Consider the following 10,568-nt stretch of genomic DNA (forward strand, 5'->3'; position numbering starts at 1 on the left):
CCGTGCGGGCCCCCGCGCTGTGCTGTGGATGCACGCCGCTCGGGATCGACGCCGCGGCGCACGTGCTCGCGGCGCGCGCTGCGCTCTCCCGGCGCGCTTCGCTTAACCGAGCAGCGCGTCCTCGACGTCCGCGTCGCTTGGCCCGCGGCGCTGCTTACGCTCGGCAGCACGGCGATCCTGCTCCTGCACGACGCCGCTTCCCGCGTTCAGGCTGCGATACTCGCGGCGCGCGGCGATGATCACGCCGATCGCGGCGATGATGATGAACACGTACCACTGGAGTGCGTACGAGAGGTGCGGGCCCTCGTCCCGCTCGGGCTCCGCGGGGAGCACGCCGTGCTCGCCGGCCGGGTCCTCAGAGATCAGCATGCCGTAGGCGCCCGTGTAGGCGTCCTCCTCGGTGCCGGTGAGGCGCGCGAGCTCGGGCAGCTCGATGCTCGCCACGGTCAGGCCGACGCTCGAGCGGCCCGCGATCTCCGGCTCCGAGGCGCGCAGCCGCGCCTCGACGCGGACGGGACCGCTCGGCGGCGCCGGGAGATCCTCGATCCGCACCTCGCCGCGCTCAGCGGATCCGCCATCGGCACTCACCCAGCCGCGGTCGATGAAGAAGACTCGGTCGTCGTCGGTGCGGAGCGCCTGGATGAGGTCGGAACCGACGCCCCCCGGGCCCGGGCGGTTGCGTGCGAGGAAGGGGTCGCCCTCGTACTCGCCGCTCACCGAGACCGTGCGCCACTTCTGCGTGTCCGAGTCGAACGCGCCGGGATCCGGCAGCTCCTCCTCGAGCGGAACGGCGGGGGAACCGTAGTTGGCGTCGAGGCGCTCGATCTCCGCGCGCGCCTGGGCCCGGCGGTCGAACTGCCAGTTGCCGAGCAGCACGCAGGCGACCGAGAAGATGACGAGCATGGTGGCGTAGCCGAACCAGCGGCCGGAGCGGAGGAACGACCAGCCGACAGCGGGAGCTTCGGAGGGTCCATCGGGGGGCAGCTGCGGCATGTCGTCCTCAGTCGTCGAGCTCGGTCACGGGCACGACCTCGAGCGGGAAGTCGCGCGCGGCGAGGAAGTCGTGCAGGGTCTCGCGGTGCGCGTCGCAGGCGAGCCAGGTCTTCCTGCGGTCCGCGGAGTGGATCTTGGGGTTGCGCCAGAGGAGTGCCCAGCTCGCCTCGTCGCGGCAGCCCGCGCGGGAGCAGCTGAAGCGGTGCTCAGGGGGGAGCCCCAGCGTGATGGACGGGGTGACGACGCCGCTCACCGCTCGTCCCCGCTCTCCGGCTGCGTCCGGGGGAGCGGCGCCTCGGCAGGCGACGCCTCCGTCGGTTGCGCCGCGGTCGTGGGGGTGGCGGGATCCGCCGCGCCCTCGGCGCGCTGCGAGCGCCGGGCCGGCTCGACGTCGATCACGATCAGCTCGGGATCCGCGGCGTCCTGCGCGTCGTCGTCGGCGTTCCCGGAGGCGAGCTGCAGCGGCTCGGGTGCCTCGGGGGCCTCGCCCTCGCCGTGCGCGACCGCGTTGCCGACCATCACCGCGAACCAGGGGAGCACCACGGCGCCGAGAGCGACGAGGAGGATCCACCAACCGCGCACCCAGAAGAGCGAGACGACGCAGAGCACGCGCAGCACCATCGCGATGAAGTACATCCGCATACGATGCGCCCGGTCCTCGGCGGGGTTCACCCCGGCCGATGTCACGCTCACACTCTTGGCCATGCGCATCCTCTCAGCTCCAAGGGTCCAGCCTACGCTGCCCGGCTGAGCCTCCGCGCAGTGCGCGCGGCGATCCGCGGCGCGCCGGTCTCGCGGGCCGTTCCCCGAGCGGCGCACGCAGCACCCCGCGCGCCCGTGCCCCCGCGCATGCGCACTCCCGTAGGCTTGACGCGAACTGTCTGGACGGAAGGATCTTCATGACCACCTCGCGCACCGTACTCATCACCGGTGGGAACCGCGGCATCGGCTACGCCATCGCCGAGCGGATGATCGCCGACGGTCACCGCGTCGCCGTCACCTCCCGCTCGGGCGAGGGCCCCGCGGGCTCGCTCACCGTCCGCGCGGAGATGACCGATGCCGCGTCGATCGACGCCGCCTTTACCGAGGTGGAGGCTCAGCTCGGCCCGGTCGAGGTCGTCGTCGCGAACGCCGGCATCACGAAGGACACGCTCCTCCTCCGCATGACCGAGGAGGAGTTCACCTCGGTCATCGACACGAACCTCACGGGCACCTTCCGCGTCGTGAAGCGCGCAGCGAAGGGCCTCCTCAAGGGCCGCTTCGGTCGCGTGATCCTCATCTCGAGTGTCGTTGGCCTCTACGGCGGCCCCGGCCAGATCAACTACTCCTCGTCGAAGGCTGCGCTCGTCGGCTTCGCGCGCTCGCTCACCCGCGAGCTGGGCAGCCGCGGCATCACGGCGAACGTGATCGCGCCGGGCTTCATCGAGACCGACATGACGGCCGAGCTCCCCGAGGCGCAGCAGCAGCAGTACCTCGCCTCGATCCCCGCCGGCCGCTTCGGCCAGGTCGCCGAGATCGCGGGTGCGGCCTCGTTCCTCGCGGGCGACGACGCCGCCTACATCTCGGGCGCCGTGATCCCGGTTGATGGTGGCCTGGGCATGGGCCACTAATCGCCTGAACACCCCTGGCGATGCGGGTGGGGCGAGCGTAGCCTGAGCACATGAACACTCACGCACACCACCGCAGCCCCACTCGCGTCGCCGTCGACGCGCAGGCGCTGGCCGAGCTCTACGCGGCCCCCGAGATCCTGCGCGTCGTGAATGTCTGGGATCCCGTCAGCGCTCGCGTCATCGCGGAGCTGCCCGGCACGCGGGCCATCGCCACAGCGGGCCACGCCATCGCGGCGAGCCATGGCTACCCCGACGGGGAGCGGATCCCGCTCGAGCTGATGCTCGCGGCGATCGAGCGCATCTCCGACGCCGTGGCGCTCCCGGTCACCGCCGATCTCGACGGGGGCTTCGGGAACGCGGGCGAGACCGTGCGCCGCGCCATCGGCGTGGGCGTGAGCGGTGCGAACATCGAGGACCAGCTGCTCCCGCTCGAGGCGTCCGTCGCGCGCGTGCGCGCCGCGATCCGGGCGGGCGAGGCGGAGGCCGTCTCCTTCGTGCTGAACGCGCGGACCGACGCGCTCGTCCGCGGGGGAGACCGGCCCCGCGCCGAGTCCATCGCCGACGCGATCGAGCGCGGGCGCGCCTACCTCGCGGAGGGGGCGACGTGCGTCTTCGTGCCCGGCGTGCTCGACCGGGCGGAGACCGAGGAGCTCGTCGCCGGGATCGGTGAGCGCGCGGTCAGCGTGATCGGTCTCCCGGGCGCCCTGAGCGCCGCGGAGTACGAGGCGCTCGGCGTCGCGCGGATCTCCTACGGGCCGGCCCCGCAGAACGTCGCACTCACGGCGCTCAAGCGTCTCGGCGAGGATCTGCTGGCCGACGGCGTGATCCCGGACGGCACGGAGCAGCTCAACAACTTCTGAGGGCGCCGCAACCGGGCGTCGCCCGCGGGCGGCGCCTGGTCGCGCTAGGCGGAGGCGAGCCGGTCGAGCAGCGGGATCGCGCGGCCCAGGTCCTCCTCGATCGCCACGTCGGCGCGCTCGCGCACGACGGGCTTGCCGTTGAAGGAGACCCCGATCGCGGCGACGTCCATCATCTCGAGATCGTTCGCACCATCGCCGATGGCGACCGTCGCGCTGAGCGGGATCCCCTCCTGCCCGGCCCACTCGCGCAGGGCGCTCGCCTTCGCGGCGGCGTCGATCACGGGGCCGACTGTGCGGCCCGTCAGCGCGCCGTCCGCGACCTCGAGCCGGTTGGCGCGCCAGAAGTCGAGCCCCAGGTCCTGCGCGATCGGATCGAGCACCTCGTGGAAGCCGCCCGAGACGACGCCCACCTTGCCACCCCGCTCGTGCACGGCGGCGATGAGCTCGCGGATGCCCGGCGTGAGCCGCACGCGCTCGTACGCCTCCTGGAACGCCGACTCGGGCGTGCCCGCGAGCGTCGCCACGCGCGCGCCCAGGCTCTCGCTGAAGTCGAGGTCTCCGCGCATCGCCTGCTCGGTCACCGCGGCGACCTCGTCGCGGGTGCCGGCGACGTCGGCGAGGAGTTCGATCACCTCGTCCTGAATGGTCGTGGAATCGCAGTCGAGCACAACGAGGGGGGAGACGGTCATGCGCTCCAGTCTAGGCACTCCGCGCGCCCTGGCGTGGCGCACTCCCGGGCGGGGCGCACTCGCTAGGCTGGGGCGCATGGTCAATGTGCTGCGCCTCACCGATGTGTCCTATGTGCGCGACCGCCGCCCGATCCTCGATGGGGTCTCCTGGTCGGTCGACGAGTCGGAGCGGTGGGTGATCCTCGGCCCGAACGGTGCCGGGAAGTCCACTCTGCTGAAGCTCGCGACCTCGGCGGATCACCCCACGCGCGGCTCGGTCGAGGTGCTCGGCGAGCAGCTCGGCAAGGTCGATGTCTTCGAGCTGCGCAACCGCATCGGTTTCGTCGCCTCCGCGACGGCCCGCCGGATCCCGCCCACGGAGACGGTGCGCGACATTGTCCTCACCGCGGCCTACTCGGTCGAGGGCCGGTGGAACGAGGAGTACGACGAGCTGGACGTGCGCCAGGCGGATCGCGTGCTCGCCGAGTGGGATCTCGGGCACCTCGCTGATCGCATCTTCGCGACGCTGAGCGACGGTGAGCGCAAGCGGACCCTGATCGCTCGCGCGGTGATGACCGATCCCGAGATGCTGCTGCTCGACGAGCCGAGCGCGAGCCTCGACCTGGGCGCCCGCGAGCGGCTGCTGCAGATGCTCTCCGGCTTCGCCTCCTCGCCCGCATCGCCCGCCATGGTCATGGTGACGCACCACGTCGAGGAGATCCCGCCGGGCTTCACGCACGTGCTCCTCCTGCGCGACGGCCGCATTCAGGCCGCCGGCCCCGTGGCCGACACGCTGACGGCGGAAAACCTCGAAGCGACCTTCGGCATGCCGTTCGACCTCACGGTGAGCGGCGGGCGCTACGCCGCCGTGGCGCGCCCCTAACCTCAATCGCGGAAAACACCCGCCTCGTCTGCTAAAGTGGATCCTTGGTGCGGTAGTACCGCAAGACTTCGGTGCGCTGAGCGCATCATCATCACGCGAAAATAAGGACACTCATGAAGACCGACATCCACCCCGAGTACAACGCAATCGTGTTCCGCGACCTGGCGTCGGGGGAGACGTTCCTCACTCGCTCCACGCTGACCAGCGAGAAGACCATCGAGCTCGACGGCGTCACCTACCCCGTTCTCGACGTCGAGATCTCCAGCGCCTCGCACCCCTTCTACACGGGCAAGCAGCGCATCATGGACTCGGCCGGCCGCGTCGAGAAGTTCAACCAGCGCTTCAAGGGCTTCGGCGCCTAAGCACTCGGTACACGCACAGGGGGCCCGGATCTCACGATCCGGGCCCCCTGTGGCGTTCCGGGCGGGAACGGCGCAGCGCCGCCCCGCCCGCGCGAGATTAACCGCGCCGGATCGGCCAGCGCCCATCCGCCACGAACTGGGGATCGCGCGCTCGGCGCATGTAGTCCTGGAAGTTCGCTGCCTGTGCCGCCGCCCACTCGACCTGTGCGGAGTGCAGGCGGTCCAGATCGTCGGGAAGCACATCGGCGTACTTCCGTGCGAGCACCTGCAGCACCCGGCCGGAGGCGATCGCGTCGTCCCCGGCGTCGTGCGCGGTGCCGAGCGCGACACCGTGGTGCGCCGTAACGGCCTCGAGGGTGCGCTTGCCCTTGCGGTACCGGTCGAGCTGCTTGTCGAGGATCAGCGGATCGAGCACGGGGGAGATCTCTCCCGGCAGCGCGATCCCGTGGCGCTCGGCCTCGGCGGCGAGAAGCGTGAGGTCGTAGGGAGCGTTGTACGCGACGATCGGGAAGCCCCGCTCGATCATCTCGAGCAGCTGCGCCACGATCTGCTGCACGCCGACCGCGGCCGCGATCCCGCTCGCGCGCGCGACGTCCGTTGTGATGCCGTGCACGCGGGCAGCGGCCTCGGGGATCTCGACGCCGGGATCGAGGAGCCAGTCGTAGCGCTCGACGACCTCGCCGCCGGGGCCGAGGAGCGCGATCGTGGCGCTCACGATGCGGGCTTCGGAGGTGTCGATTCCGGTCGTCTCGGTGTCGAACACGGCGATGTTCGCGGCCCAGAGGGGGAGTTGCGCGGTCACGGCGCTCCTTTCGTTTCCCTCGATGCTACCGAGCATCTCCGACACGCCCCATCGTGACGCGCGCGGGGCGCCGGTTGAGGGCCCTGTCAGCGGTCCCCAGTAGGATCGCTTCGTGAGCAATGCCCCCCACGTCCTCTCCGTCGGCACGCTCGGGATCGAGACCCGTGCGTGGCAGTACGGCGCGCCCGAGGGCCCCACACTGATCCTGGTGCACGGCTTCCGCGGCGACCATCACGGCCTCGCCGGCATTGCGGTGGCCCTCTCCGAGCAGGCGCCCGAGCTGCGCATCGTCGTGCCCGATCTGCCGGGCTTCGGTGCGAGCCCGGCGATTCCGGGGCGCACCCACGATCTCCCGCTCTTCGGCGAGTGGCTTCGCGCATTCGCTGCAGCGGTCGCACCCGAGGGCTTCGCGATCCTCGGGCACTCGTTCGGCTCGCTCGTCGTCTCGGCGTCGCTCTCGGGCGGGCTCGCGCCGCGTCGCACGATCCTGATCAATCCGATCTCGGCCCCCGCGCTCGAGGGGCCGCAGGCTCTCATGACCCAGCTGGCCATCGCGTACTATCGCGCAGCCGACCTCCTGCCCGAGCGCGCGGCGCGCGGGCTCCTCGGCAACCCGCTCATCGTCCGGGTCATGAGCGAGGTCATGGCGAAAACGTCGGATCGCGAGCTCCGCGCCTGGATCCACGAGCAGCACGGCCGATACTTCAGCACGTTCTCGGATCCCACGACACTGCTCGATGCCTTCCGCGCGTCGGTCTCGCACACCGTGCCCGACTACGCTGCGGCCTTCGACATGCCGACGCTGCTCATCGCGGGGGAGCGGGACGACATCACCCCGCTCGCGAAGCAGCTCGAGCTGCACCACCGGATCCCGGGATCCCGCCTGGTGATCCTGCCGGGCACCGGGCACCTCGTGCACTACGAGGCGGTCACGGAGGCCGTCGACGCCATCGCCGACTTCCTGCGGGAGCATGCATGAACCTGATCGAGATCACCGAGCTGAGCATCCCCGAGCTGGCCGACTACACGCAGCTCACCGATGTGGCCCTGCGCCGCGTGCGTGAGCCGGGGGAGGGCCTGTACCTCGCGGAGTCGCCGAAGGTGATCGAGCGCGCCCTCCGTGCGGGGCACCGGCCCCGCTCGGTGCTGATCATCCCGGAGTGGATCCCGAAGGTCGAGGCGCTCCTCGCGGAGTTCCCGGACGTGCCCGTGTTCGTCGGCGCTCCCGAGCAGCTCGAGCAGCTCACGGGCTTCCACATGCACCGAGGTGCGCTCGCGTCGATGCATCGGCCCGCGCCGCGCGATCCTGCGGAGCTGCTCCGGGCATCCAAGCGCGTCGTTGTGCTCGAGGACCTCACCGACCACACCAACGTTGGCGCGATCTTCCGCTCGGTGGCGGCGCTCGGCGCCGACGCAGTGCTGCTCAGCCCGGCCTGCGCCGATCCGCTCTACCGGCGCGCCGTGCGCGTGAGCATGGGTGCCGTGCTCCAGGTGCCGTGGGCGCGGCTGCCCGACTGGCGCGAGGCCGGCCCGCTCTTCCGCGAGGAGGGGTACGAGCTCACCGCCTTCGCGCTGCGCGACGACGCCGAGGACCTCGCCGACTACGTCGAGGAGCTGCCGGAGCGTCTCGCGCTGCTCTTCGGCACCGAGGGGGACGGCCTCAGCCGTCGCGCGCTGGCCTCGGCTGCCCGCTCCGTCGTGATCCCGATGGAGCACGGCGTCGACTCGCTGAACGTCGCCACGGCGGCGGCCCTCGCCCTGTGGGCCGTGCGTACGGGCGACCAGCGCGGCCGGCGCGAGCGTGCGCTCGGCCCCGCGCCGGTCGTCGAGACGCTGAGCGCCGCGGCAGGGGAGGGGGTCGCCCGGTGACGGGGGCGCTCTCCGGCCCGGGCATCTCGCCGGGCGGCCGCAGTCGTGCGGCGTGGTTCACGGCGTTCTGGCTCGTCGTGGGCGTGGGCTCGTACGTGCTCGGCGTGCGCAACGCGCTCGGGCAGCGTGCCGAGAACAGCGTGCTCGACGCGGCGGAGTTCACCACGAACCCGCCGCCCCCGCTGAACCTGGTGTCGATCCCGACCGTGGCTATCGCTCTCGTGGTGATCGGCCTGCTCGCGCTGTGGGCGCACGGCCTGCGGCGCGCGTTCGTGGTGACGATCGTCCCAGCGCTCGCCATCCTCGCCTCGCAGCTGCTCAAGCTGCAGCTGCTGACGCGCCCGCAGCTCTTCGAGCTCGACGCTCCCAACACCTTCCCGAGCGGCCACATGACGGTGTTCACCGCGCTCGTGGGCGCACTGATCTGGGCGGTGCCTGCCCGGATCCGCGCGATCGTGGCACTGCTCGGCGCCGTGCTCCTCGGAGCCGTCGGGTGGCAGCTGCTCGCCTACGGTTGGCATCGTCCGAGCGACGTCTTCGGCGGCATCGCGCTCGTGTGCTGCGTGTTCGCACTCGCCGGTCTCGTGCGCCCGGCGCACAACCGGGGCAGGATCGCGCTCGCGCGCACGGTCTCGGTGGGCCTCGCGCTGGTGGGCTGGATCCTGGCCGGGGGAGCGCTCGTGCTCGCCGGCGTCGCCGGGCTGCAGGCGAGCTCCGAGCTGATGCTCAGTGCCGGTGAGTTCGGCGGGCTCGCCGCCGGGGCGCTTGCCGCACGCTCGTTGCTCAGGCTGAGCGCCGGCCAGGACTGAGCGCCAGCTACGACTAGGCGCCTCGGGGCCGCGCGGGCGCCGGATGGAGGGTCTGGGGCAGCTGCGGGGGCTGAGTTCCCCAGATTCACGTTATGTCAGTTTGTCGGGAAAATGTGTCAGAATGATCCAGTAGGGGCGCAGCAGGTGAGGCGCTCTGGCACGGTGTTCCGGTGACCGGTCGCCGGTGGTGTGGGTGGGAATCACCTGCCGCAGCATCCATGGTTGCTTCGGCTGCGTCGATCAGGATTCGCGCGTGCGGAGCGCTTGGCTGGGCACTTGGCTCTGAGTTTGGCTGGGTGTGGCCGCGCTGAGCGAAATGCGCACTGAGCGCACCAGGCGCGCTGCGCGCCGCGGCGTTCTGCTCGCAGAGCGCCTCAGAGTGACCTCGCTGGCGCTCGTGTCTCTGGGGTCCTCGGGGTCCTTGGCAGCATCGCGGGCAATCATGTGCGTGACTCCGGTGCGGCGTCAACGCGCTCGCGCAAGCGACGACAGCTGCTCTCCGCGCTCGAATCCCGATTCGCTGATAATCTATATTATGTCAGCTGGGGTGGGGCGGACCCCGGCTGGCCCGGCTCCGCCAGGCGCTCCGCTGCGCGCCAGCGTCAGCACCGCACCACACCGGCACAGTACTGACGCGGCCCCGACGCGAAGCAAGCGCACGGTGTGCGCCGCGGGTGCGCAGCGCCAGCGGGTGCGGCCTGACTCGATCCGTTCCGCGTTTGGCGCTCGCCGGACCCGAGTGCTCGTCCGACCCAGCCCAGCCTTCCCTTGCTTGCGCAAGTGCGCAATCGGCGGGACGATGGGGGTATCCAAGCACGGAAAGCGCATCGAAGGAGCACAGGATGACGCAGGAAAACCCGCAGAGCAGGTCCGCACAGGCCCCGGCTGGCACCCCCGCCGGAGGGGGCGCGAGCCCAGTCCCGTCGGCGGCTCCCCCGGTGCACGAGGCCGACCGCGCCGCCGGGCGCGTGGGCGCGAAGCTCAACTGGCTGCGCGCCGGTGTGCTCGGCGCCAACGACGGCATCGTCTCCGTCGCCGGTGTGGTGATCGGCGTTGCCGCGGCCTCCCCCGGGAACACGCTCGCGATCGCGAGCGCGGGCCTCGCCGCCCTCGTGGCCGGCGCGTTCTCGATGGCCGGAGGCGAGTATGTCTCCGTGAGCACGCAGCGCGACACGGAGCGCGCCCTCCTCGATCTCGAGAGCCGGGAGCTGCGCGAGATGCCCGAGGAGGAGCTCGTCGAGCTCGCTGCGCTCTACGAACAGAAGGGCCTCTCCCCCGCCGTCGCGCGGCAGGTCGCCGAGGAACTCACGGCCCACGACGCGCTCGCCGCGCACGCAGACATCGAGCTCGGGATCCGCCCCGACGAGCTCACCAACCCCTGGCACGCGGCGATCTCGTCGTTCATCGCGTTCTTCGCGGGGGCGCTGATCCCGCTCATTGTGATCCTGCTCCCCCTGAGCGGGCACGCCACCTGGATCACCGTGCTCTCTGTCGTCGTGGGGCTCGTGGCGACGGGGTGGATCAGCGCTGCGCTCGGCGAAGCCCCGCGCGGCCCCGCCATCCGCCGGAACGTCGTGATGGGCACCGCCACGATGGCCGCGACCTACCTGATTGGCCTCCTCTTCGGCGTCGCGGTGGGCTAGCGAGCCGGCCACTCGCACCCGCGCCGCACTCCGCACGCCGCGGGCCAGTGAACGCACAGCGGCCCGGAT

Annotated in this window: 13 protein-coding genes; 8 read left to right on the top strand and 5 right to left on the bottom strand. The window is 71.5% G+C overall.

Annotation, left to right across the window (positions count from 1 at the left end):
* Positions 1 to 102: 102 nt before the first annotated feature.
* From U874_RS0112405 to U874_RS14470, 3 genes are read right to left on the bottom strand one after another with little or no spacing between them, the layout of a single operon-like run.
* Positions 103 to 993: an SURF1 family protein gene (locus U874_RS0112405; RefSeq protein WP_025134857.1), complete on the bottom strand. Its 891-nt coding sequence runs from the start codon at positions 991 to 993 to the stop codon at positions 103 to 105.
* Between the two features lie 7 nt (positions 994 to 1,000).
* Positions 1,001 to 1,246 (bottom strand): hypothetical protein, encoded by a 246-nt coding sequence (locus U874_RS0112410; RefSeq protein ID WP_025134858.1) that lies wholly within the window; start codon positions 1,244 to 1,246, stop codon positions 1,001 to 1,003.
* Positions 1,243 to 1,698, bottom strand: coding sequence for a DUF3099 domain-containing protein (locus U874_RS14470; protein ID WP_025134859.1), 456 nt, complete (start codon positions 1,696 to 1,698; stop codon positions 1,243 to 1,245). Before U874_RS14470 ends, U874_RS0112410 begins: the two co-directional genes overlap by 4 nt.
* Before the next feature lie 194 nt (positions 1,699 to 1,892).
* Here U874_RS14470 and fabG point away from each other — a divergent pair, with 194 nt between their 5' ends.
* Together fabG and U874_RS0112425 are read left to right on the top strand one after the other, a co-directional pair.
* Complete coding sequence (gene fabG, locus U874_RS0112420) at positions 1,893 to 2,603, top strand: 3-oxoacyl-ACP reductase FabG (protein ID WP_025134860.1); 711 nt, start codon at positions 1,893 to 1,895, stop codon at positions 2,601 to 2,603.
* Between the two features lie 50 nt (positions 2,604 to 2,653).
* Complete coding sequence (locus U874_RS0112425) at positions 2,654 to 3,463, top strand: isocitrate lyase/phosphoenolpyruvate mutase family protein (protein ID WP_025134861.1); 810 nt, start codon at positions 2,654 to 2,656, stop codon at positions 3,461 to 3,463.
* A gap of 44 nt (positions 3,464 to 3,507) precedes the next feature.
* Here U874_RS0112425 and serB read toward each other — a convergent pair whose 3' ends face one another.
* Positions 3,508 to 4,152, bottom strand: a complete 645-nt coding sequence (gene serB / locus U874_RS0112430; protein ID WP_025134862.1) for a phosphoserine phosphatase SerB — start codon at positions 4,150 to 4,152, stop codon at positions 3,508 to 3,510.
* Positions 4,153 to 4,228: 76 nt separating this feature from the next.
* On the opposite strand from serB, the gene U874_RS0112435 reads away from it, so the two are divergent.
* Complete coding sequence (locus U874_RS0112435; RefSeq protein WP_025134863.1) at positions 4,229 to 5,014, top strand: ABC transporter ATP-binding protein; 786 nt, start codon at positions 4,229 to 4,231, stop codon at positions 5,012 to 5,014.
* Between the two features lie 113 nt (positions 5,015 to 5,127).
* Positions 5,128 to 5,376: a type B 50S ribosomal protein L31 gene (locus U874_RS0112440; protein ID WP_025134864.1), complete on the top strand. Its 249-nt coding sequence runs from the start codon at positions 5,128 to 5,130 to the stop codon at positions 5,374 to 5,376.
* 97 nt (positions 5,377 to 5,473) lie between these two features.
* On the opposite strand, the gene U874_RS0112445 is transcribed toward U874_RS0112440, so the two are convergent.
* Positions 5,474 to 6,178, bottom strand: coding sequence for an exonuclease domain-containing protein (locus U874_RS0112445; RefSeq protein WP_025134865.1), 705 nt, complete (start codon positions 6,176 to 6,178; stop codon positions 5,474 to 5,476).
* A 112-nt stretch (positions 6,179 to 6,290) separates the two neighbouring features.
* Between U874_RS0112445 and U874_RS0112450 the strand changes: the two genes are divergently transcribed.
* The 4 genes from U874_RS0112450 (at position 6,291) to U874_RS0112465 (ending at position 10,499) form a co-directional block, all read left to right on the top strand.
* On the top strand, positions 6,291 to 7,157 hold the full coding sequence (locus U874_RS0112450; protein ID WP_025134866.1) for an alpha/beta fold hydrolase: 867 nt from the start codon (positions 6,291 to 6,293) through the stop codon (positions 7,155 to 7,157).
* Positions 7,154 to 8,047, top strand: coding sequence for an RNA methyltransferase (locus U874_RS0112455; protein WP_025134867.1), 894 nt, complete (start codon positions 7,154 to 7,156; stop codon positions 8,045 to 8,047). Before U874_RS0112450 ends, U874_RS0112455 begins: the two co-directional genes overlap by 4 nt.
* Complete coding sequence (locus tag U874_RS0112460; RefSeq protein WP_025134868.1) at positions 8,044 to 8,856, top strand: phosphatase PAP2 family protein; 813 nt, start codon at positions 8,044 to 8,046, stop codon at positions 8,854 to 8,856. Before U874_RS0112455 ends, U874_RS0112460 begins: the two co-directional genes overlap by 4 nt.
* 842 nt (positions 8,857 to 9,698) lie before the next feature.
* Positions 9,699 to 10,499 (top strand): VIT family protein, encoded by an 801-nt coding sequence (locus U874_RS0112465; RefSeq protein WP_081810017.1) that lies wholly within the window; start codon positions 9,699 to 9,701, stop codon positions 10,497 to 10,499.
* Positions 10,500 to 10,568 lie beyond the last annotated feature (69 nt).

Source organism: Leucobacter sp. PH1c (assembly GCF_000633415.1).
Lineage (GTDB): Bacteria > Actinomycetota > Actinomycetes > Actinomycetales > Microbacteriaceae > Leucobacter.

Coding starts and splice junctions, on each gene's coding strand:
- U874_RS0112405 (WP_025134857.1), bottom strand. CDS start 993: ATGCCGCAGCTGCCCCCCGATGGACCCTCCGAAGCTCCCGCTGTCGGC.
- U874_RS14470 (WP_025134859.1), bottom strand. CDS start 1,698: ATGGCCAAGAGTGTGAGCGTGACATCGGCCGGGGTGAACCCCGCCGAG.
- fabG (WP_025134860.1), top strand. CDS start 1,893: ATGACCACCTCGCGCACCGTACTCATCACCGGTGGGAACCGCGGCATC.
- U874_RS0112425 (WP_025134861.1), top strand. CDS start 2,654: ATGAACACTCACGCACACCACCGCAGCCCCACTCGCGTCGCCGTCGAC.
- serB (WP_025134862.1), bottom strand. CDS start 4,152: ATGACCGTCTCCCCCCTCGTTGTGCTCGACTGCGATTCCACGACCATT.
- U874_RS0112435 (WP_025134863.1), top strand. CDS start 4,229: ATGGTCAATGTGCTGCGCCTCACCGATGTGTCCTATGTGCGCGACCGC.
- U874_RS0112440 (WP_025134864.1), top strand. CDS start 5,128: ATGAAGACCGACATCCACCCCGAGTACAACGCAATCGTGTTCCGCGAC.
- U874_RS0112455 (WP_025134867.1), top strand. CDS start 7,154: ATGAACCTGATCGAGATCACCGAGCTGAGCATCCCCGAGCTGGCCGAC.
- U874_RS0112465 (WP_081810017.1), top strand. CDS start 9,699: ATGACGCAGGAAAACCCGCAGAGCAGGTCCGCACAGGCCCCGGCTGGC.